We start from the raw sequence: 21,109 nt of genomic DNA on the forward strand, positions 1-21,109 counted from the left end.
TTACCCCGCCAACAAGCTGATAGGCCGCGGGCTCATCCTTCACCGCCGGAGCTTTCCACCCGGGAAGATGCCTTCCCGGGTCGTATCCGGTATTAGACCCCGTTTCCAGGGCTTGTCCCAGAGTGAAGGGCAGATTGCCCACGTGTTACTCACCCGTTCGCCACTAATCCACCCCGAGGGGCTTCATCGTTCGACTTGCATGTGTTAAGCACGCCGCCAGCGTTCGTCCTGAGCCAGGATCAAACTCTCCGTGAATGTTCACCGGTGATCCGGTGGCACACTCGCGTTGAGCGGGACGGTCATGCCGGAATGTGGCCGACCGTCCACAGCGTCCTCGCTGTGTTGTCGCCACCCCGAGGGGTGGACTTTTCAAAGGAACCTCGACCATCCGGAGATGGACGGGGTATCAACTAATCTGGCGTTGATTTTTGGCACGCTGTTGAGTTCTCAAGGTGCGGACGCTTCCTTCGTTCCCGTTTCCGGGCCCTCCGGGCGCTTCCTTCGTTTCCGACTCTATCAGATCTTTCCGATCCGATTTCCTCGGTGCTTTCCGGTCCCTTTCGCTTTCGCTCCGGGCCCTTCCGGCGTGTTCACTACTTTAGCTGATTTCCCCGGAGGCTCAAATCGAGTCAGTTCGAAACGAATTTCGGAATGCCGAAATGAGCCCCGTTGGGGCAGTCATATCTGAGTAGTTGGGTGGCCGCTCCGGGGTGCTTGAACAAGCAGGCCGGGTTCCAGCGGCTCGGGCCACGTTAGTCGGTCGTCCTCGCCGAGTCAAGCCTTCGCTTGCGGGGTGTGTGAGGACGGTACGGGCTCACCGTCGGGTCCTCGGTGATCCAGTAGCGCCAGGGGTGCGGGGCGCCGTCGCCGCCCACTCCCGTACGGGGGCCACTGCTGATGCGGTCCGGAGTGGGGGGCGTACCGGTGAGGAGGGCGAGTGGTCCGTCCTGGCCTGCGCAGGTGTCCGTGCCGTTCAGGGAGAGGGCGACGTCGAGGGCGGTCGCGAGGCGGGCCGGGCCCTTCGCCAGTTCGTGGTCGGAGCGGGCCGAGCGGCGGCGGGGGCGGGCCTGGTCGGCGCCCTCGATGATTTCACCCGCGCGGAGCAGGACACCGCTCGCGTGTCCCTCGGGGCCGCACACCAGGTTCAGGCAGTGCCACATGCCGTAGGTGAAGTAGACGTACGCGTGGCCGGGGGGCCCGAACATGACGGCGTTGCGGGCGGTGCGGCCCCGGAAGGCGTGCGAGCCGGGGTCGATCGCGCCGGCGTACGCCTCCACCTCCGTGAGGCGCAGTTCCATCCGGCCTTCGTCCGTGTTGCGGACGAGGGTGCGGCCCAGGAGATCGGGGGCGACCTCCAGGACGGGGCGGTCGAAGAAGGACCTCGGGAGCGGCGTACGGTCGGGGCTCTCGCTCATGGCGTCCGAGCGTACTGGGGAACCGGCTACGGTCGTCGCGCGTATGTAGGGGTCAGGACCCGAGAAGGAGTGTTGGTCATGGGATTCAAGAAGCTGCTCGCGAGCCTGGGTGCCGGTGGGGCCACCGTGGAGACGGTGCTCACCGAGGAGAACGTCGTCCCGGGCGGGGTCGTCCAGGGCGAGGTGCGGATCCAGGGCGGTTCGGTCGCGCAGCAGATCGAGGGGCTGTCCGTCGGTCTGCAAGCGCGGGTCGAGGTCGAGGGCGGCGACCAGGAGTACAAGCAGGACATCGAGTTCGTGAAGGTGCGGCTCGGCGGGGCCTTCGAGGTGCAGGCCGGGGCGGTGCACGTGGTGCCGTTCGGTCTGGAGATTCCGTGGGAGACGCCGGTGACGACGATCGCCGGGCAGCAGCTGCGCGGGATGAACATCGGGGTGACGACCGAGCTGGAGATCGCGCGGGCCGTGGACTCGGGTGACCTGGACCCGATCAACGTGCACCCGCTGCCGGCGCAGCAGGCGATCCTGGACGCCTTCATCCAGCTGGGCTTCCGGTTCAAGAACGCGGACATGGAGCGCGGGCACATCCGGGGGACGCGGCAGAAGCTGCCCTTCTACCAGGAGATCGAGTTCTTCGCGCCGCAGCAGTACCGGGGTCTGAACCAGGTCGAGGTCAGCTTCGTCGCGGACGACCGTGAGATGGACGTCGTCCTGGAGATGGACAAGAAGCCGGGTCTGTTCACCGAGGGCAGCGACTCCTTCCGTGCCTTCAAGGTGGGGCTGCACGACTTCCACACGACCGATTGGGCGGCTTACCTGAACCAGTGGCTCGCCGAGGTCGGCGGCCGTCGCAACTGGCTCTAGGCTCGGCTCCGTCAGCGTTGACGGACGATTCCGGAGGTACTCGACGTGTCCGAGGGCAAGAGGGCGCCGCTCCCCCACGACTTCCATCCGCCGGTCGCGGCTTTCACCGTGGTGAGCGACGACGTCGCGCCGGGTGGGGTCCTGAAGGACGCTCAGGTGTACGCGAAGGGGAACACCTCGCCGCAGCTGAGCTGGGAGGGGTTCCCGGCGGAGACGAAGAGCTTCGCCGTGACCTGCTTCGACCCGGACGCCCCGACGGGCAGCGGGTTCTGGCACTGGGTGCTGTTCGACATCCCGGCGTCGGTGACGGAGCTGCCGGCCGGTGCGGGGTCCGGGTCGTTCGAGGGGCTGCCGGCCGGTGCCGTGCACGCGCGTAACGACTACGGGTCGAAGGACTTCGGCGGCGCCGCCCCGCCGAAGGGGGACGGGCCGCACCGGTACGTCTTCACGGTGTACGCGGTGGATCAGGAGAAGCTCGGTCCTGATGCCGACGCCTCGCCGGCCGCGGTCGGGTTCAACCTGCGCTTCCACACGCTTGGGCGTGCCCAGCTCGTGGGTGAGTACGAGAATCCCGCGTAAGGCCGATCGTTCGTCAGTTGTTTGCCCGCTTCTGGTCTTGGAGAGATCAGAAGCGGGCATCTTTTGTTGCGCAGGAAATTGCGTTGTCCGACCCGGCCGGCCCGGCCATCGTTGATCCAAGCCCGGAACCCCAAGTCGGGGTCGGGGCCGGCACACGGGAGGTGGGCAACATGCGGGACACGCTGGTACTGAACGCGAGCTTCGAGCCGCTGTCGACGGTCACACTCAACCGTGCGGTGGTGCTCGTCCTGCAGGACAAGGCCGTCGTCGAGCAGGCCCATCCCGAACTGAGGGTGCGGGGCGCCGCCGTCGATCTCCCGGTGCCGCGGGTGATCAGGCTCTGCCGGTACGTACGGGTGCCGTTCCGAAGACAGGCTCCGTGGTCGAGGAGGGGGGTGCTGGTCCGGGACCAGCACCGGTGCGCGTACTGCGGGAGGCGGGCGACGACGGTGGACCACGTCGTGCCGCGGGCGCAGGGTGGTGGGGACAGCTGGCTGAATACGGTCGCTTCCTGTGCCGAGGACAACCACCGCAAGGCCGACCGGACGCCGGAGCAGGCGGGGATGCCGCTGCTGCACCAGCCGTTCGAGCCGACGCCGGCGGACGCGATGCTGCTCGCGATGCGGGCGAGCGAGCGGTCGGAGCTGCCGGAGTGGCTGGCCAACTCGGCTGCGTAGGGCCGTGGTCCGGCGTCGTAGCCCGTGATCCGTCCTCGTGGGGCGTGATCCGCAGACGTGCGAAGGGCCCGTCTCCCCCGGTGGGGAGGCGGGCCCTTCCGTTCGGGGGCTAGCCGAGGGTCAGCTGGAGGATCGCCACGATGCCGACCGCGATGATCACCCCGCGCAGGACCGTCGGGGGCAGCTTGCGGCCGACCTTGGCGCCGAGTTGGCCGCCGAGGGTGGAGCCGACGGCGATGAGCAGGACGGCCGTCCAGTCGAAGTCGGCGACGAAGAGGAAGAAGACGGCGGCGACTCCGTTGACCAGGGCGCCGAGGATGTTCTTGACGGCGTTGATGCGCTGCAGGTCGTCGTGGAGCAGCAGGCCCATGAGGGAGAGGTAGAGGACTCCCTGGGCGGCGCCGAAGTATCCGCCGTACATGCTGGCGAGGAGGAGGCCGACGAGGAGGGCGGGGCCGCCGTCGGGGTGGGCCTCGGTGCCGGTCTGTTCGCGGCGGCGCTTGACGGCGGCGGCGATGCGGGGCTGGAAGAGGACCAGGACGAGGGCGAGGCCGATGAGGACGGGGACGATCGCGTCGAAGGCCTTGGAGGGCAGGGCCAGGAGCAGGATGGCGCCGATGAGGCCGCCGATGAGGGCGACGGCGCCGAGTCGCAGGACGCGGGCCTTCTGGCCCTTGAGTTCGCGGCGGTAGCCGATGGCCCCGCTGATGGAGCCGGGGACGAGGCCGAGGGCGTTGGAGACGTTCGCGGTGATCGGGGGGAGTCCGGTCGCGAGGAGGACCGGGAACGTGATGAGCGTTCCCGATCCGACGATGGTGTTGATGGTGCCGGCGCCGATGCCGGCGGCGAAGACTGCCAGTGCTTCCCAGATGGACAACGCCATCTCCTTACATGGTCAGTGAGTCGCCTCCCCGCCCTGACGTCGTCGGGGTCGAGGGGCTCGCACCGATCATGCACGAGGATTACGTGTACGTGTCACTCAACCGTCGGTTCGTCTCGCCGTGCGGACGGTACGTCCTTGACGTTGAAGCCGGGGGTGCCGCCGCCCACGTTGCCGAAGGCGCCGGAGAGGCCCTTGAGGGCGTCGCCGATCTCGCTGGGCACGATCCAGAGCTTGTTGGCGTCGCCCTCGGCGATCTTCGGGAGCATCTGGAGGTACTGGTACGAGAGGAGCTTCTGGTCCGGGTCGCCCGCGTGAATGGCCTCGAAGACCGTGCGGACGGCCTGGGCCTCGCCCTCGGCCTTGAGCGCTGCGGCCTTGGCCTCGCCCTCGGCGCGCAGGATCGCGGACTGCTTCTCGCCCTCGGCGGTGAGGATCGCGGACTGGCGGGTGCCCTCGGCGGTGAGGATCGCGGCGCGCTTGTCGCGCTCGGCGCGCATCTGCTTCTCCATCGAGTCCTGGATGGAGGTCGGCGGCTCGATGGCCTTGAGCTCGACGCGGTTGACGCGGATGCCCCACTTGCCGGTGGCCTCGTCGAGGACGCCGCGCAGGGCCGCGTTGATCTCCTCGCGGGAGGTGAGGGTCCGCTCCAGGTCCATGCCGCCGATGATGTTGCGCAGGGTGGTGACGGTGAGCTGCTCGATCGCCTGGATGTAGCTGGCGACCTCGTAGGTCGCGGCGCGGGCGTCGGTCACCTGGTAGTAGATGACCGTGTCGATGTTGACGACCAGGTTGTCCTGGGTGATCACCGGCTGCGGCGGGAACGGGACGACCTGCTCGCGGAGGTCGATCCGGTTGCGGATCGAGTCGATGAACGGGACGACGATGTTCAGTCCGGCGTTGAGCGTGCGGGTGTAGCGGCCGAAGCGCTCCACGATCGCCGCACTCGCCTGCGGGATGACCTGGATCGTCTTGATCAGGGCGATGAAGACGAGCACCACCAGAATGATCAGGACGATGATGACTGCTGACATCGTGTTCCCCGTGCCCTTCGCTGCCGGTTGTCTGCCGGGTTGCTTTCGATGATCGAGTTTCCCAGATGGCGGAGCGTCATGGGCGAGGTTCGGTCACATGACGTCACATGACCACGGCGGTCGCCCCGTCGATGTCCACGACGTCGACCTGTTCGCCCGGTTCGAAGGCCTGTCCGGTGTCGAGCGTACGGGCGGACCAGACCTCGCCGGCGAGTTTGATGCGGCCTCCGTGGCCGTCGACCCGCTCCAGGACGACGGCCTGACGGCCCTTCAGGGCGTCGACTCCGGTGGCGAGTCCGGGTCCGCCGGCGCGGTGGCGGGCGGCGATCGGGCGTACCACCGCGATGAGCGCCACGGAGACGACGACGAAGACGAGCACCTGGGTGACGATGCCGAAGCCGAGGGCGGCGGTCACCGCCCCGGCGACCGCTCCGACGGAGAACATGCCGAACTCCGGCATCGCGGTCAGGACCAGCGGAATGCCGAGCCCCACCGCGCCGATCAGCCACCAGACCCACGCGTCGATGTCCACGTGGTCATGGTAGGGCGGTGGGGTCCTTCCGGGACAGGGCGCGGGCGGCTGTGCGGGTCGCCGGTGCCCCTGCCGGTCACTTCAGGGGCAGGCCGTGGGCGGTCCAGCGGTCGCCGACGCGCTCGACGACGAGCGGCAGGCCGAAGCAGTGCGAGAGGTTGCGGGAGGTGAGCTCGGTCTCCACGGGTCCCGCGGCGAGGACCTTGCCCTGGCGGATCATCAGGACGTGGGTGAAGCCGGGGGCGATCTCCTCGACGTGGTGGGTGACCATGATCATGGAGGGGGCGTACGGGTCCCGGGCGAGGCGGCCGAGGCGGCGGACCAGGTCCTCGCGGCCGCCGAGGTCGAGGCCGGCGGCGGGCTCGTCGAGGAGGAGGAGCTCCGGGTCGGTCATCATCGCGCGGGCGATCAGGGTGCGCTTGCGCTCGCCCTCGGAGAGGGTGCCGAACTTGCGGTCCAGGTAGTCGTTCATCCCGAGCCGGTCGAGGAAGGCCTTGGCGCGCTCCTCGTCGACCGGGTCGTAGTCCTCGTGCCAGGTGGCGGTCATGCCGTACGCGGCGGTGAGCACGGTCTGCAGGACGGTCTGGCGCTTCGGCAGCTTCTCCGCCATCGCGATGCCGGCCATGCCGATGCGGGGGCGGAGTTCGAAGACGTCGGTGCCGACGCCGCCGAGCTGCTCGCTCAGGATGTGGGCGGTGCCCTTGGTGGGGAAGAGGTAGCTGGAGGCGATGTTCAGAAGGGTGGTCTTGCCGGCGCCGTTGGGTCCGAGGATCACCCAGCGCTCGCCCTCCTTGACCGACCAGGAGACCTCGTCCACCAGAGCCCGTCCGTCGCGGACCACGGATACGTCCACCAGCTCCAGTACATCGCTCATGAGCGCGTTGTCTCCCCTTGCGGTCGAGTCGTGTCGTCGCCTTGCACCGGTGGGCGCGGCGTCCAGGGGAAAACCTACGTTATCGACGGAGCGGACCGGTCCGTAGGGCTTCCTTTGAGTCCTTAGTCTGGGGGGATGCTTTCGGAACCACGCTCAGGACGTCTGGCCGCCTGGGGCAATGCCCTGCTGGCCGGGGCGGTGTCGCCCGACGAGGCGGCGACGGCGATTGTCGGTGAGGACGCGGTGCACCGCGTGGAGGGGCTGCCGGGTGAGGCGGGGCCGGTGGGGCTGACGCTCGCGCTGGGCCGGCTGCGGCGGCTCGGGGTGACCGGGTGGCGGGTCGCGCTGCCGGCGCCGGGGCATCCGCTGGGGTTGAGCGGGCCGCCGGACTTCAACGCGCGCGCGTTGGAGGCGGAGGAGGCGGTGGTGGGCTTCGGCGCGCCGTACGGTCTCGTGCCGGAGGTCACCGAGGCGGGTCCGGCCGGTGACGTGCACGTCTCGGTGGTCTGGCACTGCCTGGCCGTACGGGAGGCTCCGCCCGCCGATGTGCCCTCGCTGGGCGAGGCCGAGCGGGAGCTGGCGGAGGCGCTGCGGGACGCGACGGCGGTCCTGACCCGGCTCGACGTGGCGGCCTCGGGGCCCGCGGCGGACGCGGCGCGCGAGGCGTACCGGGCGCGGGCGGAGGTGGGGCGCGAGGTGCTGGCGCCCGGATATCCGCCGCGCGCGGTGCGGGTGCTCGAGCTGGCGCAGCGGATCGGGCTGCTGGTGAACCTGGCGTACGACCACGGGCACGGGGGTGCGGTGAGCGCCTCGGAGATGGCGGCGCGGGGCGATGCTCTGCGGCCGGTGGAGCGGGTGGCTCGGCGGGCGCAGGTGGCGGCGTACAACGCGTATGTGGAGGAGCGGGAGCGGGAGCGGGGGTTCTGAGGCGGGTGCCGCGCCGGGACCCGCGCCCGTGTGGGCATGCGTTCCGCCGGGGCGGAACGCATGCCCACAACGGGGCGAACCCCCGGCCCCCGGGGGATCGTCCGGGGGCCGGGGGTCGTGTGGGGTGGTCAGCCGTTGTAGGCGCTGTTGCCGAAGGCCGGGTTGAGCAGGCCGATCACGTTGACCGTGTTGCCGGAGACGTTCACGGGGACGTGGACCGGGACCTGCACCAGGTTGCCGGACGCGACGCCCGGCGAGTTGAGGGCCTTGCCCGTGGCGTCGGCGCCGCCGTGGGCGGACGCGACACCCGCACCGGCGGCGACGATGCCACCGGCGACGAGGGTGAGGGCAGCGGCCTTCTTGAGGTTCTTCACTTGGTACTTCCTCCTGGTCATCGCTGCGGCCGGTCCGCCGCAGCACGCCATGGAGAACGCCGTGGCTCCCGTCGGGTTGCGCCGAACGGGGGACATCCACACGACGGTATGAAGGACTGAACGGTCGTGCGCCCCGGCGCGTGAACGGCGCGTGTCCGTGGTGTGTCAGGGGGTGAGGCCGTGTCTCACCGCCCAGAGCGCCGCCTGGGTGCGGTCCGCGAGGTCGAGCTTCATCAGGATGTTCGAGACGTGCGTCTTGACCGTCTTCTCGGAGAGGACGAGCGCGCGGGCGATCTCCCGGTTGGACCGGCCGTCAGCGATCAGGCCGAGGACCTCGCGCTCCCGCTCCGTGAGGGACGGGCCCCGCCCCGTGCCCCCGTGGGAGTCGTCCTGGGCGAGGAGCGCGTCGGCGACCTCGGGCTGGAGCAGGACGTGTCCCGCGTGGACGGAGCGGATCGCGCCGGCCAGGGCGTCGGGGTCGACGTCCTTGTAGACGTATCCGGAGGCTCCGGCGCGGAGCGCGGGGACGACCGTCCGCTGCTCGGTGAAGCTGGTGACGATCAGGACCCTGGCGGGGTTGGCGAGCTCACGGAGCCGCTTGAGCGCCTCGATGCCGTCCGTGCCCGGCATCTTGACGTCCATGAGGACCACGTCGGGGCGGAGCTCCTCGGCCCTGTCGACCCCTTCGGCGCCGTCGGAGGCCTCCCCCACGACCTCTATGTCGTCCTGCACCTCCAGGAAGGTGCGCAGGCCCCGGCGGACGACCTGGTGGTCGTCGACCAGGAGCACGCGGATGGGCTTGTCAGCCACCGGGGACCTCCATCTCGATCGTGGTGCCCCGGTCCGGGGCCGAGGTCACCGTGAGTCTGCCGCCGACACCGCTCGCCCGGTCCCGCATGGAGACCAGGCCGAGGTGGCGGCCGGCGCTGCGGACCGTACGCGGGTCGAAGCCCTTGCCGTCGTCGGTGACGGTGAGCCGCGCGCCCTGGCCGCTGCGGGTGAGGGAGACCGCGACGAGCTTCGCGTCCGCGTGCCGCAGGGCGTTGTGCAGGGCCTCCTGGGCGACCCGCAGGACGGCCTCCTCCTGGGCGGCCGGCAGGGCCCGGGTCCCCGGGCTCTCGAAGGTGACCCGGGCGGAGTGGGCGCGGTCGAGGACCTGGATCTGGGTGCGGAGCGTGTGGACGAGGCCGTCCTCGTCGAGGGCGGCGGGCCGGAGCTCGACGACGGCGGCGCGCAGCTCGTCGGCGGCCTCGGCGGCGAGCGCGGCGACCTGTTGGAGCTCGCCCTTGGCGCGGGCCGGGTCGCGGTCGACGAGGGCGGCGGCGGCCTGGGCGGTCAGCCGGAGCGAGAACAGTTTCTGGCTGACGGCGTCGTGCAGCTCGTGGGCCAGGCGGGAGCGCTCCTCGGCGATGGTGAGCTCACGGCTGCGCTCGTACAGCCGGGCGTTGGTCAGGGCGATGGCCGCGTGCTGGGCGAGGATCGAGAGGAGCGCCTCGTCCTCGGCGGTGAACCCGCAGCCGCCGTCGGGCTTGGGGCAGCGCTTGTTCGCGAGGAAGAGGGCGCCGAGGATCTCGTCGCCGTCCCTGACGGGCAGGCCGAGGAAGTCGGACATCTCGGGGTGGGCGTCCGGCCAGCCCTCGAAGCGGGGGTCCTTGCGGACGTCGGCGAGCCGCTCGGGCTCGGCCCTGTGGAGCATCGAGGCGAGGATGCCGTGCTGGCGGGGCAGGGGGCCGATCGCCTTCCACTGCTCGTCGCTGACGCCGTCGACGACGAACTGGGCGAAGCCGCCGTGGTCGTCGGGGACGCCCAGGGCCGCGTACTCGGCGTCGAGCAGCTCGCGGGCGGAGGCCACGATCGTCTTGAGGACGTCGCGGACCTCCAGGTGGCGGCTCATCGCCAGGAGGGCGGTGCTCACGGCGGCCAGGCCGGAGCTCGGTCGATGGCTCATGTGTTCACGGTACCGGCGGGGTGTGACGGTCCGTATCCGGCTGAGGACGAGGGCGGAGCAGGTCCCGGGACCTAGGTCGAAGTGCCCTCGGCGGTCCGGGCCCGGGGACGAGGCGGGTGGCGGGGGCGCGGACGGAGGGTGGAGCCATCCGGAGGATCCGTAGGAGAGGGGATGGACGTCATGGCTGTCGCGATCGTCACGGGGGCGTCGAGGGGTCTGGGGCGGGCGCTGGCCGCCGCGCTTGCCGGGCGGGGCTGGGACCTGGTGCTCGACGCCCGTACGGCGGAGGTGCTGGAGGAGAGCGCGGCGGCGGCACGCGCGCGTGGCGCCCGGGTGGTGGGGCTGGCGGGGGACGTGACGGACGCGGCGCACCGGGCGAAGCTCGTCGCGGCGGCGCGGGAGCTCGGCGGGCTCGATCTGCTCGTGAACAACGCGGGGATCCTGGGCGCCGAGCCGCTCGTACCGCTCGACAGCCACTCCCTCGACGGGTTCCGGGCCGCCCTGGAGGTCAACGTGGTGGCTCCGCTGGGGCTGCTGCAGGAGGCGCTGCCGCTGCTGCGCACGGCGCCCGCCGGTGCGGTGATCAATCTGAGCTCGGACGCGGCGGCGGAGGCGTACCGGACCTGGGGCGCGTACGGGGCGACGAAGGCGGCGCTCGACCAGCTGTCGGCGGTGCTCGCGGTGGAGGAGCCGGGGCTGCGGGTCTGGTGGGTGGACCCGGGCGGGATGCGGACGGACATGCTGGCTGCGGCGGAGCCCGGCGAGGACCTGTCGGGGACGCCCGCTCCGGCCGAGGTCGCTCCCGTCTTCCTGCGGCTGCTCGACGAGCGGCCGGCGAGCGGCCGGTACTCGGCGCCGGCCTTCCTGGAGGCGTGATGGCACTGGCCGTGCGGGTGCCGACGGAGCTGTCGGCACGGGTGCCGGCCGAGCAGCGGGGGCCCGGGCGGGGCCGGGACGACGTACGGCTGCTCGTGTCGCGGGGCGAGGCGGTGTCGCACCACTCCTTCAGGGAGCTGCCCGTGCTGCTGCGGGCCGGGGACGTGCTCGTCGTCAACACGTCGACGACGCTGGCGGCGGCCGTGGACGGGCGGCTCGGCCCCGAGCCCGGCGGGGAGCCGGTGGTGGTGCACTTCTCGACCCGCGGGGACGACGGGCGGTGGGCCGTGGAGCTGCGGACTCCGGAGCCGTCGGGCAGTACGCGCCCGCGTGGGGGCGGGCCGGCGGGGGCGGTCGTACGGCTGCCCGGAGGGGGGCGGCTCGTGCTCGCGGGTCCGCTGGTGCCCGGGAGCGGGCGGCTGTGGTGGGCGCGGGTGAGCGTGGACGTGCCGGGGCTGCTCGGGGGGTACGGGCGGCCCATCCGGTACGGGTACACGGAGCGGGACCAGCCCCTGTCGGCGTACCGGACGGTCTTCGCGCGGCCCTCCCCCGACGGGTCGGGCTCGGCGGAGATGCCGAGCGCGGGGCGGCCCTTCACGGCCCGTCTCGTGGCGGAGCTGGTCGACCGGGGCGTACGGATCGCTCCGCTCTCCCTTCATACGGGCGTGGCGTCGGCGGAGGCGCACGAGCCGCCGTACCCGGAGCGCTTCGAGGTCCCGGCGGCGACGGCGGCCCTGGTGAACGCGGCGCGGGCCGGGGGCGGCCGGGTGATCGCGGTGGGGACGACGGTGGTGCGGGCACTGGAGTCGGCGGCGGTCGGACCGGCCGGGCGGACGGGGCCCGGCCCGGCGGGCAGCCGCCCGGGGGGTGCGCCGGGGGCAAGCGGGGCGGGGTCCGGTGGGCCGGGGGCGGGTGCGGGGCTCGGTGGGCCGGGAGAGGGGACGGGTGCGGGGTCCGGTGGCTCAGTGCGGGCCGTGGGGGCCGGTGGGCCGGGAGAGGGGACGGGTGCGGGGTCCGGTGGGGTGGTGCGGGCCGTGCGGGGGTGGACCGATCTCGTGGTGACTCCCGCGCGTGGGGTGCGCGTCGTGGACGGGCTGCTCACCGGGCTGCACGAGCCGGAGGCCTCGCATCTGCTGATGCTGGAGGCGGTCGCCGGGCGGCCCGCGCTGCGGAGCGCGTACGCCGCCGCGGTGCGGGGCCGCTACCTCTGGCACGAGTTCGGCGACGTCCATCTCCTCCTCCCGGAGGAGGGGCCTCACCCTCCGCATTGCTGACGCAACGATCGGTGAGTTTGTTACGCGCCCGATGTGAGGCCGCGCATAGGACCCACATCACTTACGAAGCCCCCTAGTGGACGCCGTGATGCCCGATATGGGCGGATGAATCGGGCCACAGGGGGCATCGTGTGGCCCGTGCACGAGCCCCTGATCCACTACCCGGGATCGTACGTCACACCTTTGCCACAGGATTTTGCTGCCGCTAAGAATTGCCCCCGTCGCCGCCGAGCAGGCGCAGCGCCGCCCCGGCCGAGCGACCCCCAGCGATTCGAAGAGGTAGTCCTGCATGTCTGCGAACACCCCTGGCCACAGTCGTGGTCTGAAGAAGACCCACAAGGCCACGATCGCCGGCGTCGCCGCTCTGGGCGCCGCAGCCATCACGCTCTCCCTCGTGCCGGGCAACCACGGCACCACCGAGACCGAGCCGCAGGCTCTCTCGGGCACCCAGCAGGTCGCCTGGTCGTACGACGCGAACAGCCCGCAGGCGAAGGCGCTGGCCGCCAGCCTCGACAAGCAGCAGGACGCGATCAGCCTGAAGGCCAAGCAGGAGGCGGAGGCGAAGGCCAAGGCCGCCGCCGCCAAGGCCGCCGCCGCTGCCAAGGCCAAGGCCGCCGCCAAGGCCGAGGCCGCCGCGAAGGCGAAGGCCGACGCCCTGGCCAAGGCCAAGGCGAAGGCCGTGGCCGAGGCGAAGGCCAAGGCCGCCGTGAAGAAGCGCGCCGCCGAGAAGGCCGCCGCGAACCGTTCCGTCGCCCGCAAGCCGGTCTTCGCGAACAACCTCGACGGCTGGATCCGCGAGGCGCTCTACATCATGGACAAGCACAACATCCCGGGCACCTACAACGGCCTGCACCGGAACATCATGCGCGAGTCCAGCGGCAACCCGTACGCCATCAACAACTGGGACATCAACGCCATCAACGGCGTCCCGTCCAAGGGCCTGCTCCAGGTGATCTACCCGACGTTCAAGGCGTACCACATCCCCGGCACCAAGTTCGACCAGTACGACCCGGTCGCCAACATCGTCGCCGCCGCCAACTACGCGGCCGACCGCTACGGCTCGATCGACAACGTCAACAGCGCGTACTGAGTCTCCTCGGACACGCCGAAGGGCGGCACCCCCGTGCGGGGTGCCGCCCTCGGGCGTACCGCCTCGGCCGTTACTTGCGCATGACCTCGGGCTCGTGGCGGCGCAGCAGCCGCGCCACGAGGACGCAGCAGACCGTCGCCATGAGCAGCTGGATGCCGAGGTCCAGGCTCCACTGGCCGGCCGTGTGCTCCCACAGCGAGTCGACGTTCGTGGGGTCCTTGTGGTCCCACGGCGGCATCAGGTGGGCCAGGTCGAGCGTGGTGCCGGCGCCGGCGATGCCCCAGCGGGAGGGCATGAGCCAGGCGAACTGCTCCAGGCCGGGCGAGCCGTACACCTGGAAGAGGATGCCGGTGAACACGACCTGGATGATCGCGAACATGACGAGCAGCGGCATGGTCTTCTCGGCGGTCTTCACCAGCGCGGAGATGACCAGGCCGACCATCATCGAGGTCAGGCCGAGCGCGATGACCTGGACGCACAGCTCGACGGCCGGCGGCATGAACAGGCCCTCTTCGGGCAGCGCGCGCGTGGAGAAGCCGATGCCGCAGATGATCACGCCCTGGAAGGCCGTGATCACACCGAGGACGATGACCTTGGACATCAGGTACGCGGAGCGGGACAGGCCGACGGCGCGCTCCCGCTCGTAGATGACCCGTTCCTTGATCAGTTCTCGGACGGAGTTGGCCGCGCCGGAGAAGCACATGCCGACCGCGAGGATCAGCATGATCGTGCCGGCGTCGCCGTTGAACCGGGACGGCGGCGTGGGCTTGCCGAGGCCGAAGTCGGCGGGGATGACGACGGACACCGCGCCGAGGACGGCCGGCAGGATCACCATCAGGGCCATGAAGCCCTTGTCGGAGGCGATGACGGAGACGTAGCGGCGGATCAGGGTCCACAGCTGCGAGCCCCAGCCCTGCGGCTTCGGCGGCCTGGCCATCGCCTGCTGCGGCATCTGGACGGGCTGCGCGGCGACGGCGTCGATGTCCGCGGCGTACATCTGGTAGTGCTGCGAGCCCTTCCAGCGGCCCGCCCAGTCGTAGTCGCGGTAGTTCTCGAAGGCGGAGAAGACGTCGGCCCAGGTGGAGTAGCCGAAGAAGTTCAGCGCCTCCTCCGGCGGGCCGAAGTACGCCACGGAGCCGCCGGGCGCCATGACGAGCAGCTTGTCGCAGAGGCCCAGCTCGGCCACCGAGTGGGTGACGACGAGGACCGTGCGGCCGTCGTCCGCGAGGCCGCGGAGCAGCTGCATGACGTCGCGGTCCATGCCCGGGTCGAGGCCGGAGGTCGGCTCGTCCAGGAAGATCAGCGAGGGCTTGGTGAGGAGCTCCAGGGCGACGGAGACGCGCTTGCGCTGGCCACCGGAGAGGGAGGTGACCTTCTTCTCCTTGTGGATGTCGAGCTTGAGCTCGCGCAGCACCTCGTCGATGCGGGCCTCGCGCTCGGCCGCGGCGGTGTCGCCGGGGAAGCGGAGCTTGGCCGCGTAGCGCAGCGCCTTCTGGACCGTCAGCTCCTTGTGCAGGATGTCGTCCTGCGGGACCAGACCGATGCGCTGGCGCAGCTCGGCGAACTGCTTGTAGAGGCTGCGGTTGTCGTAGAGGACGTCGCCCTCGTTGGCCGGGCGGTAGCCGGTCAGCGCCTTGAGCAGCGTGGACTTGCCGGAGCCGGACGGGCCGATGACGCCGATCAGCGACTTCTCCGGGACGCCGAAGGTGACGTCCTTGAGGATCTGCTTGCCGCCGTCGACCGTGACCGTGAGGTGGCGGGCCGAGAAGGAGACCGAGCCGGTGTCGACGAACTCTTCCAGCTGGCCGCCGACGATGCGGAAGGTCGAGTGGCCGACGCCGACGATGTCCTGCGGGCCGAGGAGGGCCGTGCCGCCCTTGGGGATCGGCTGGCCGTTGACGTACGTGCCGTTGTGCGAGCCGAGGTCGCGGATCTCGAAGCGGCCGTCGGGCGTCGCGTGGAACTCGGCGTGGTGCCGCGAGACCTGGAGGTCGGAGACGACCAACTCGTTCTCGAGGGCACGGCCGATGCGCATCACGCGGCCGAGGTCCAGCTGGTAGAAGGTGGTCGGGCTGCGGTGGTCGCCGTAGGGCGACGGCGCCCCCGCGGCGCCACCGGGGTGCCCCTGGGCGGGTCCCTGCTGGTGCGGGACCTGCGGCTGGACGGGCGGCTGCTGTACGGGCGGCTGCTGCCAGTTCTGCTGCGGCGCCTGCTGCGGCGGCGCCTGGTGCGTGGCCCAGTCGGCCTGGGCGGCGGCCGCGCCGACGGGCTGGTGGGCCGGGGCCTGCTGGACCGGGGCCTGCTGCTGAGGCGCCTGCTGCTGCGGGGCGGCCGCGCCGGTGGCGGCGAGGTTCAGCCGCGGCCCGTCGGTGGCGTTGCCCAGGTGTACGGCCGAACCGGGGCCGATCTCCACCTGGTGGACCCTCTGCCCCTGGACGAAGGTGCCGTTCGTGGAGCCGTGGTCCTCGATGACCCAGTTCCGGCCGCCCCAGCTGATGGTGGCGTGGCGCCACGAGACCCTGGCATCGTCGATGACCAGGTCACCCTGCGGGTCCCTGCCCAGGGTGTACGACCGGGACGGATCGAGCGTCCAGGTCCTGCCGTTCAATTCCAGTACGAGTTCTGGCACTCCATGCCCCACTACTTGTCCCCCGATGTACCCCCGTCTTCGGGAGTCCAGGGATGGCGAATCATCCTGGGGAACTATTTCAGGCCCGGTCCCGTCCAGGAAAGTCGGGCCGCGTGAAGACCTTCGGGACGAGCCCCGGGCAAGCTCTGGACCACTCGGGTGTCCGCAGGGCGGGACGGGGGGTCGGGGGGCACCAGGTGCCCGATACGGTGGAACCACCATGAGCGCATCGCAGACCTCAGACGTTCCCACCCTTCTCGTCAAGATCTTCGGGAAGGACCGTCCCGGGATCACCGCGGGACTCTTCGACACCCTCGCCGCCTACTCCGTCGACGTCGTGGACATCGAGCAGGTGGTCTCCCGCGGCCGCCTCGTCCTGTGCGCGCTCGTCACCGAGCCGACCGTCGCCTCGGCGGGCGAACTCAGGGCCACCGTGCACAGCTGGGCCGAGTCGCTGAAGCTCCAGGCCGAGATCATCTCCGGCACGGGCGACAACCGTCCCCGTGGTGAGGGACGCTCGCACGTCACCGTGCTCGGCCACCCGCTCACCGCGGAGCAGACGGCGGCCATAGCGGCCAGGATCGCGGAGACCGGCGGCAACATCGACCGCATCTTCCGCCTCGCCAAGTACCCGGTGACTGCGGTGGAGTTCGCCGTCTCGGGCTGCGAGACCGAGCCGCTGCGGACCGCGCTGGCCACCGAGGCGCACAGCGTCGGCGTCGACGTGGCCGTGGTCTCCGCCGGGCTGCACCGGCGGGCCCAGCGGCTCGTCGTCATGGACGTCGACTCGACCCTGATCCAGGACGAGGTGATCGAGCTCTTCGCCGCGCACGCGGGCTGCGAGGACAAGGTCGCCGAGGTGACCGCGGCGGCGATGCGCGGTGAGCTGGACTTCGAGCAGTCGCTCCACGCGCGCGTGGAGCTGCTCGCCGGCCTCGACGCCTCGGTGGTCGACAAGGTCCGCGCCGAGGTGCGGCTGACGCCCGGCGCCCGGACCCTGATCCGTACGCTCAAGCGGCTCGGCTACCAGGTGGGTGTCGTCTCCGGCGGGTTCACGCAGGTCACCGACGATCTGAAGGAGCGGCTGGGGCTCGACTTCGCCTCGGCCAACACGCTGGAGATCGTGGACGGGAAGCTCACCGGGCGGGTCACCGGCGAGATCGTCGACCGGGCGGGCAAGGCGCGGCTGCTGCGCCGGTTCGCCTCGGAGGCGGGGGTGCCGCTGGCGCAGACGGTGGCGATCGGCGACGGGGCCAACGACCTGGACATGCTGAACGCGGCCGGGCTCGGGGTGGCGTTCAACGCGAAGCCGGTGGTGCGCCAGGCGGCCCACACGGCGGTGAACGTGCCGTTCCTGGACACCGTGCTGTACCTGCTCGGCATCACGCGCGAAGAGGTCGAGGCCGCGGACTTCGGCGAGGACGATCTGCCGCACTGAGCGGCGGGAGTACGGCGCAGGGCCCGGGTGTCGGACGACACCCGGGCCCTGCTGCGTACGGAGTCACGCGTACGGGATCAGGCGTACGGAGTCACGCGTACGGGATCAGGCGTACGGAATCATGCGTGCGGGGTCAGGCGTGCGGGGCCCAGAAGTCGACGAGCTTGCCCACTCCGTGCTCCACGGACTTCCAGGAGCCGTCGAAGGTGAGGACGGCGAAGGCGGAGGTCGGGAAGCCGCTGCGGTTCATCCGGGGCAGGAGGTCGCCCTCGGACTCGCCCGCGAGGGCGTCGGCGAGCGCGTGCATGCCGGGGTTGTGGCCGATGAGCAGGAGGTTGTTCACGGTGTCCGGGGTCTCGTTGACCAGGGCGATGAGCTCGCCGAGGGAGGCCTCGTACATCCGCTCCTCGTACACCGTCCTGGGGCGCACGGGCAGCTCGTGGACGGCCAGCTTCCACGTCTCGCGGGTGCGGAGGGCGGTCGAGCAGAGGGCCAGGTCGAAGGTGATGCCGCTGTCGGCGAGCTTGCGGCCGGCCACCGGGGCGTCCTTGCGGCCTCGCTCGGCGAGGGGTCGCTCGTGGTCGGACTCGTCGTTCCAGTCTGCCTTCGCGTGCCGGAGGAGCACGATGCTGCGGGGTGTATCGACGCTCATGGTCCACAGCTTCGCACGAAACAGGCCACTCCGACTCAGAGAGGGAGGGTTTGCCAGAGGTGCTCCAGGACCCGGCCGACCGCGAGCTCACCCGTGGTCGCCTGCGCCCCACCCGACCCGGCCATGAGCACCAGGAGGGCGAGGAAGGCGGCGGCAGGGAGGGCGAGGGCCCACCAGGGCAGCCGGGTGTCGACGCCGGTGGTCGTGGTCCGGATGCCGGGGTGCGTGGGGGCCGACATGGCCGCCTCCGTGGGTGAGTTCCGTGCTTTCGCCGTTGTCACCAACGTACGGATCGCGCGTCCTCCGGCCCATCAGGTGATCCACCCACTTCACCCTGAGGTCCGCCCCCTAGGGGATGCGGGGGTTGTCCCCAGCTCAGGGGGAGGCGAAGGAGGCGATGACGGCGATGACGACCGTGATGCCGAGCATCGCGCCGAGCACGAGGAGCAGCTTCTTCTGGCCGTTCTGGGGATTGGGTTCGAGGACTGGCATGGGAACAGTCTCGCATCTCAGCATTCGTCCTCGACCGTCCGGTCCCGGCCGGCCAGGGTTCCGACGATCATCTGCGGCACCATCAGTCCGCCCATGAGCACGACGGGCAGTCCCCAGCCGCCGCTGTGCTGGTAGAGCACGCCGACGAGGAGGGGGCCGGGGATCGAGATCAGGTAGCCGACGCTCTGCGCGAAGGCGGAGAGCCGGACGACGCCGGCGCCGGTGCGCGAGCGCATGCCGATCATCGTGAGGGCGAGCGGGAAGGAGCAGTTGGAGACGCCGAGGAGCACCGCCCAGACCCAGGCCCCGGAGGCGGGGGCGAGGAAGAGTCCGGTGTAGCCGGTGAGTCCGCACAGGCCGAGGGCGACGACGATCGGGCCCTGGTTCTTCATGCGGGTCGCGAGGCGGGGGATGACGAAGGCGAGCGGGACGCCCATGACCATGGTGACGGCGAGGAGCACGCCCGCGGTGGTGGCGGGGACGCCGGCGTCGCGGAAGATCTGCGGCATCCAGCCCATGGTGATGTAGGCGCCGGTGGCCTGGAGGCCGAAGAAGACGCCGAGCGCCCAGGCGGTGCGGCTGCGGGTGATGCGCGGCGCGGGGGCCTGTGACGCCGGGGCCTGCGGTGCCGCTTCCGGGGTCGCCGTGAGGGCCGTGTCGCTGCCCCGGTCGCGCAGGAACGGGATCCAGGGCAGGACGGCGAGCGCGGCGAGGACCGCCCAGACGCCGAGGCCGAGGCGCCAGTCGCCGCCGAGGGCGTCGGTCATGGGGACGGTCGCGGCCGCGGCGATGGAGGTGCCGAGGGCGAGCGCCATGGAGTAGAGGCCGGTCATGCTGCCGACGCGGTCGGGGAAGTACCGCTTGACGATGACGGGCATCAGGACGTTGCTGACGGCGATGCCCATGAGGGCGAGGGCGCTGGCGGCGAGGAAGGCGGCGGTGCCGGTCGCGAAGGGCCTCAGGACGAGGCCGGTGAAGATCGCGGCCATGCCCGCGCAGACGACGGCGGCGGGGCCGAAGCGGCGGGCGAGGCGGGGGGCGGTGATGCCGAAGACCGCGAAGCAGAGCGGGGGGACGGAGGTGAGGACGCCGGCGACGCTGCCGCTCATGTGGAGGTCTTCGCTGACCTCTTCGAGGAGGGCGCCGAGGCTGGTGATGGCGGGGCGCAGGTTGAGGGCGGCCAGGACGAGTCCGACGGCGACGAGGCCGAGGGGCCAGCGGCGTGCCGAGGCCGGTTGTGCGCTGTTTTCCGCCGGTCGTGCGGCAAGGTCGAGGGTCTTCGGCTCGTCAGGCATGAGGCCATCATAGAATCATGGGATGATTGGTTGTCCAATCTCGAACCAACTTGAACTCATGGGAAGGCGTTCCATGGCCCTCGGTCACCCCCGGCGCACCGGTCTCTCCGATCAGGTGATCGCCGAGCTGCGGAACCAGATCACCTCCGGCGAGTGGCCCGTGGGTTCGCGCATCCCGACCGAACCCGAACTGGTCGAGCAGCTGGGCGTCGCCCGCAACACGGTCCGCGAGGCGGTCCGCGCGCTCGCGCACAACGGCCTGCTCGACATCCGCCAGGGCTCGGGGACGTACGTCGTCGCCACCAGCGAGCTGGCGGGCGTGATGCACCGGCGCTTCGCCGGCTCCGACCCCCGGCACGTCGCCGAGCTGCGCTCGACCCTCGAGTCCGCCGCGGCCCGGTTCGCGGCCGGGCGGCGCACCGAGCGGGACCTGAAGCAGCTGGACGCCCTGCTCGGGCGCCGCGAGGAGGCGTGGGAGTCCGGGGACGCGGAGCGGTTCGTGACGGCCGACTCGGCCTTCCACCACGCGGTCGTCGCCGCCTCGGGCAACGAGGTGCTGACGGAGCTCTACGCGGACCTGGGCGATCTGCTGCGGGACTGGCTGCGCGACGACGTGGGGCAGGTGCTGCGGCCGGAGAACCACATGGACCACGCGCGCCTGGTGGACGCGATCCGCGGGGGCGATGCCGAGCGGGCCGGCACGGAGGCGGCCGGCTACGCCTTCATGTGCCTCAGGAGCCCCGTACCGGAAGCGGACCCGGCGCAGGAAGCGAGTCCCCTACCGGAGGAGATCCGGGAGCGGGGGAAGCAGGAGCCGGATCCGCCGGCTCGTGCGTGACCCAGGCGGACCGGACCTCTTTCCAGCAACGGCCGGTGACCTGGGCGTAGTCGGCGGGTCCGACCTCCACGGGGGCGCTGTCGGTGTCGACGTCCCACCAGCGGTCGCACTCGACGTGGAGGCGGATCCGGTCGGTGCGGGGGTAGGGGTTGCCGCAGTGGGCGGTGACGCGGGAGCCCTCGACGACGGTGCGGCAGGAGGCTCCGAAGTTCTCCGGCTCCTCGGTCGCCGGGGCGGTGACGGGGAGCTCCTCGGTGGGGGCGGGAGCGGCCCGTACCTCGGCGGCGACGGCTGTCCCGGTGATCAGAACGGCGACGGAGGCGATCGCCCCGAAGCCGTGACGTATCGCGCGCATGCCCGTACCTCCTCCCCATCAGCAGCAGAACATCACGCTCTGCACCAGTCTGGGGTCGTTCGGGCTACT

General features: G+C 71.1%; 23 protein-coding genes and 1 rRNA gene (1 of these 24 cut by a window edge). 9 read left to right on the forward strand and 15 right to left on the reverse strand.

Annotation, left to right across the window (positions count from 1 at the left end; all coding sequences use genetic code 11):
• Both SVTN_RS08610 and SVTN_RS08615 read right to left on the reverse strand, forming a co-directional pair.
• Positions 1–255, reverse strand: a 16S ribosomal RNA gene (locus tag SVTN_RS08610); it reaches 1,271 nt to the left of the window's first position.
• 497 nt (positions 256–752) lie between these two features.
• Positions 753–1,415, reverse strand: a complete 663-nt coding sequence (locus SVTN_RS08615; protein ID WP_041128534.1) for a DNA-3-methyladenine glycosylase — start codon at positions 1,413–1,415, stop codon at positions 753–755.
• Positions 1,416–1,493: 78 nt separating this feature from the next.
• On the opposite strand from SVTN_RS08615, the gene SVTN_RS08620 reads away from it, so the two are divergent.
• The 3 genes from SVTN_RS08620 to SVTN_RS08630 all read left to right on the forward strand — a co-directional run bounded on the left by SVTN_RS08620 (position 1,494) and on the right by SVTN_RS08630 (position 3,532).
• Complete coding sequence (locus SVTN_RS08620) at positions 1,494–2,276, forward strand: sporulation protein (RefSeq protein WP_041128535.1); 783 nt, start codon at positions 1,494–1,496, stop codon at positions 2,274–2,276.
• A gap of 45 nt (positions 2,277–2,321) precedes the next feature.
• Positions 2,322–2,855 carry a YbhB/YbcL family Raf kinase inhibitor-like protein gene (locus SVTN_RS08625; RefSeq protein WP_041128536.1) on the forward strand — a complete coding sequence of 178 codons (534 nt, stop codon included), beginning with the start codon at positions 2,322–2,324 and terminating at the stop codon, positions 2,853–2,855.
• A 170-nt stretch (positions 2,856–3,025) separates the two neighbouring features.
• Entirely contained in the window at positions 3,026–3,532 is a 507-nt protein-coding gene (locus SVTN_RS08630) for an HNH endonuclease (protein ID WP_041128537.1), read from the forward strand.
• Between the two features lie 109 nt (positions 3,533–3,641).
• On the opposite strand, the gene SVTN_RS08635 is transcribed toward SVTN_RS08630, so the two are convergent.
• From SVTN_RS08635 to SVTN_RS08650, 4 genes are all read right to left on the reverse strand, one after another.
• Entirely contained in the window at positions 3,642–4,415 is a 774-nt protein-coding gene (locus SVTN_RS08635) for a sulfite exporter TauE/SafE family protein (protein WP_174518243.1), read from the reverse strand.
• Positions 4,416–4,507: 92 nt separating this feature from the next.
• Entirely contained in the window at positions 4,508–5,446 is a 939-nt protein-coding gene (locus tag SVTN_RS08640; protein WP_041128539.1) for an SPFH domain-containing protein, read from the reverse strand.
• 103 nt (positions 5,447–5,549) lie between these two features.
• Entirely contained in the window at positions 5,550–5,978 is a 429-nt protein-coding gene (locus tag SVTN_RS08645) for an NfeD family protein (protein WP_041128540.1), read from the reverse strand.
• A gap of 76 nt (positions 5,979–6,054) precedes the next feature.
• Positions 6,055–6,852 (reverse strand): ABC transporter ATP-binding protein, encoded by a 798-nt coding sequence (locus SVTN_RS08650; protein WP_041128541.1) that lies wholly within the window; start codon positions 6,850–6,852, stop codon positions 6,055–6,057.
• Between the two features lie 135 nt (positions 6,853–6,987).
• Here SVTN_RS08650 and SVTN_RS08655 point away from each other — a divergent pair, with 135 nt between their 5' ends.
• A complete protein-coding gene (locus tag SVTN_RS08655) occupies positions 6,988–7,779 on the forward strand; it encodes a hypothetical protein (RefSeq protein WP_041128542.1) in 792 nt (263 codons plus the stop codon).
• 128 nt (positions 7,780–7,907) lie between these two features.
• Here SVTN_RS08655 and SVTN_RS08660 read toward each other — a convergent pair whose 3' ends face one another.
• The 3 genes from SVTN_RS08660 to SVTN_RS08670 all read right to left on the reverse strand — a co-directional run bounded on the left by SVTN_RS08660 (position 7,908) and on the right by SVTN_RS08670 (position 10,101).
• On the reverse strand, positions 7,908–8,153 hold the full coding sequence (locus tag SVTN_RS08660) for a chaplin (RefSeq protein ID WP_041128543.1): 246 nt from the start codon (positions 8,151–8,153) through the stop codon (positions 7,908–7,910).
• A 165-nt stretch (positions 8,154–8,318) separates the two neighbouring features.
• Entirely contained in the window at positions 8,319–8,963 is a 645-nt protein-coding gene (locus SVTN_RS08665) for a response regulator (protein WP_041128544.1), read from the reverse strand.
• The gene (locus tag SVTN_RS08670; protein WP_041128545.1) at positions 8,956–10,101 is read right to left on the reverse strand and encodes a GAF domain-containing sensor histidine kinase; all 1,146 of its coding nucleotides are present in this window, start codon (positions 10,099–10,101) and stop codon (positions 8,956–8,958) included. Before SVTN_RS08670 ends, SVTN_RS08665 begins: the two co-directional genes overlap by 8 nt.
• 180 nt (positions 10,102–10,281) lie before the next feature.
• Here SVTN_RS08670 and SVTN_RS08675 point away from each other — a divergent pair, with 180 nt between their 5' ends.
• From SVTN_RS08675 to SVTN_RS08685, 3 genes are all read left to right on the forward strand, one after another.
• The gene (locus SVTN_RS08675; protein WP_041133708.1) at positions 10,282–10,977 is read left to right on the forward strand and encodes an SDR family NAD(P)-dependent oxidoreductase; all 696 of its coding nucleotides are present in this window, start codon (positions 10,282–10,284) and stop codon (positions 10,975–10,977) included.
• Positions 10,977–12,251: an S-adenosylmethionine:tRNA ribosyltransferase-isomerase gene (locus SVTN_RS45410; protein ID WP_041128546.1), complete on the forward strand. Its 1,275-nt coding sequence runs from the start codon at positions 10,977–10,979 to the stop codon at positions 12,249–12,251. The genes SVTN_RS08675 and SVTN_RS45410 overlap by 1 nt, the downstream gene beginning before the upstream one ends.
• A gap of 289 nt (positions 12,252–12,540) precedes the next feature.
• Positions 12,541–13,341, forward strand: coding sequence for a transglycosylase SLT domain-containing protein (locus SVTN_RS08685; RefSeq protein WP_041128547.1), 801 nt, complete (start codon positions 12,541–12,543; stop codon positions 13,339–13,341).
• A 70-nt stretch (positions 13,342–13,411) separates the two neighbouring features.
• Here the strand turns inward: SVTN_RS08685 and SVTN_RS08690 are convergent, their stop codons facing one another.
• Positions 13,412–15,982 carry an ABC transporter ATP-binding protein/permease gene (locus SVTN_RS08690; protein ID WP_041128548.1) on the reverse strand — a complete coding sequence of 857 codons (2,571 nt, stop codon included), beginning with the start codon at positions 15,980–15,982 and terminating at the stop codon, positions 13,412–13,414.
• A gap of 208 nt (positions 15,983–16,190) precedes the next feature.
• Between SVTN_RS08690 and serB the strand changes: the two genes are divergently transcribed.
• The gene (serB, locus tag SVTN_RS08695; protein WP_041128549.1) at positions 16,191–17,408 is read left to right on the forward strand and encodes a phosphoserine phosphatase SerB; all 1,218 of its coding nucleotides are present in this window, start codon (positions 16,191–16,193) and stop codon (positions 17,406–17,408) included.
• A gap of 133 nt (positions 17,409–17,541) precedes the next feature.
• Here the strand turns inward: serB and SVTN_RS08700 are convergent, their stop codons facing one another.
• The 4 genes from SVTN_RS08700 to SVTN_RS08710 all read right to left on the reverse strand — a co-directional run bounded on the left by SVTN_RS08700 (position 17,542) and on the right by SVTN_RS08710 (position 19,847).
• The gene (locus SVTN_RS08700) at positions 17,542–18,060 is read right to left on the reverse strand and encodes a SixA phosphatase family protein (protein WP_041128550.1); all 519 of its coding nucleotides are present in this window, start codon (positions 18,058–18,060) and stop codon (positions 17,542–17,544) included.
• Between the two features lie 35 nt (positions 18,061–18,095).
• A complete protein-coding gene (locus SVTN_RS08705) occupies positions 18,096–18,299 on the reverse strand; it encodes a hypothetical protein (RefSeq protein WP_041128551.1) in 204 nt (67 codons plus the stop codon).
• Between the two features lie 136 nt (positions 18,300–18,435).
• A complete protein-coding gene (locus SVTN_RS46120) occupies positions 18,436–18,552 on the reverse strand; it encodes an SGM_5486 family transporter-associated protein (RefSeq protein ID WP_256341457.1) in 117 nt (38 codons plus the stop codon).
• 17 nt (positions 18,553–18,569) lie between these two features.
• Positions 18,570–19,847: a CynX/NimT family MFS transporter gene (locus tag SVTN_RS08710; protein WP_041128552.1), complete on the reverse strand. Its 1,278-nt coding sequence runs from the start codon at positions 19,845–19,847 to the stop codon at positions 18,570–18,572.
• Between the two features lie 73 nt (positions 19,848–19,920).
• On the opposite strand from SVTN_RS08710, the gene SVTN_RS08715 reads away from it, so the two are divergent.
• A complete protein-coding gene (locus SVTN_RS08715) occupies positions 19,921–20,685 on the forward strand; it encodes a FadR/GntR family transcriptional regulator (protein WP_245727879.1) in 765 nt (254 codons plus the stop codon).
• Here the strand turns inward: SVTN_RS08715 and SVTN_RS41920 are convergent.
• A complete protein-coding gene (locus tag SVTN_RS41920; RefSeq protein WP_078908258.1) occupies positions 20,579–21,040 on the reverse strand; it encodes a hypothetical protein in 462 nt (153 codons plus the stop codon). The two genes, SVTN_RS08715 and SVTN_RS41920, sit on opposite strands and share 107 nt — an antisense overlap.
• Between the last annotated feature and the right edge of the window lie 69 nt (positions 21,041–21,109).

It is taken from the genome of Streptomyces vietnamensis (assembly GCF_000830005.1).
GTDB lineage: Bacteria > Actinomycetota > Actinomycetes > Streptomycetales > Streptomycetaceae > Streptomyces > Streptomyces vietnamensis.

Excerpts from the sequence above, each read along its gene's own strand:
- SVTN_RS08615 (WP_041128534.1), bottom strand. The coding sequence starts at position 1,415 with ATGAGCGAGAGCCCCGACCGTACGCCGCTCCCGAGGTCCTTCTTCGAC.
- SVTN_RS08620 (WP_041128535.1), top strand. The coding sequence starts at position 1,494 with ATGGGATTCAAGAAGCTGCTCGCGAGCCTGGGTGCCGGTGGGGCCACC.
- SVTN_RS08630 (WP_041128537.1), top strand. The coding sequence starts at position 3,026 with ATGCGGGACACGCTGGTACTGAACGCGAGCTTCGAGCCGCTGTCGACG.
- SVTN_RS08635 (WP_174518243.1), bottom strand. The coding sequence starts at position 4,415 with ATGGCGTTGTCCATCTGGGAAGCACTGGCAGTCTTCGCCGCCGGCATC.
- SVTN_RS08640 (WP_041128539.1), bottom strand. The coding sequence starts at position 5,446 with ATGTCAGCAGTCATCATCGTCCTGATCATTCTGGTGGTGCTCGTCTTC.
- SVTN_RS08650 (WP_041128541.1), bottom strand. The coding sequence starts at position 6,852 with ATGAGCGATGTACTGGAGCTGGTGGACGTATCCGTGGTCCGCGACGGA.
- SVTN_RS08655 (WP_041128542.1), top strand. The coding sequence starts at position 6,988 with ATGCTTTCGGAACCACGCTCAGGACGTCTGGCCGCCTGGGGCAATGCC.
- SVTN_RS08670 (WP_041128545.1), bottom strand. The coding sequence starts at position 10,101 with ATGAGCCATCGACCGAGCTCCGGCCTGGCCGCCGTGAGCACCGCCCTC.
- SVTN_RS08675 (WP_041133708.1), top strand. The coding sequence starts at position 10,282 with ATGGCTGTCGCGATCGTCACGGGGGCGTCGAGGGGTCTGGGGCGGGCG.
- SVTN_RS45410 (WP_041128546.1), top strand. The coding sequence starts at position 10,977 with ATGGCACTGGCCGTGCGGGTGCCGACGGAGCTGTCGGCACGGGTGCCG.
- SVTN_RS08685 (WP_041128547.1), top strand. The coding sequence starts at position 12,541 with ATGTCTGCGAACACCCCTGGCCACAGTCGTGGTCTGAAGAAGACCCAC.
- serB (WP_041128549.1), top strand. The coding sequence starts at position 16,191 with ATGAGCGCATCGCAGACCTCAGACGTTCCCACCCTTCTCGTCAAGATC.
- SVTN_RS08700 (WP_041128550.1), bottom strand. The coding sequence starts at position 18,060 with ATGAGCGTCGATACACCCCGCAGCATCGTGCTCCTCCGGCACGCGAAG.
- SVTN_RS08705 (WP_041128551.1), bottom strand. The coding sequence starts at position 18,299 with ATGTCGGCCCCCACGCACCCCGGCATCCGGACCACGACCACCGGCGTC.
- SVTN_RS46120 (WP_256341457.1), bottom strand. The coding sequence starts at position 18,552 with ATGCCAGTCCTCGAACCCAATCCCCAGAACGGCCAGAAGAAGCTGCTC.
- SVTN_RS08710 (WP_041128552.1), bottom strand. The coding sequence starts at position 19,847 with ATGCCTGACGAGCCGAAGACCCTCGACCTTGCCGCACGACCGGCGGAA.
- SVTN_RS08715 (WP_245727879.1), top strand. The coding sequence starts at position 19,921 with ATGGCCCTCGGTCACCCCCGGCGCACCGGTCTCTCCGATCAGGTGATC.
- SVTN_RS41920 (WP_078908258.1), bottom strand. The coding sequence starts at position 21,040 with ATGCGCGCGATACGTCACGGCTTCGGGGCGATCGCCTCCGTCGCCGTT.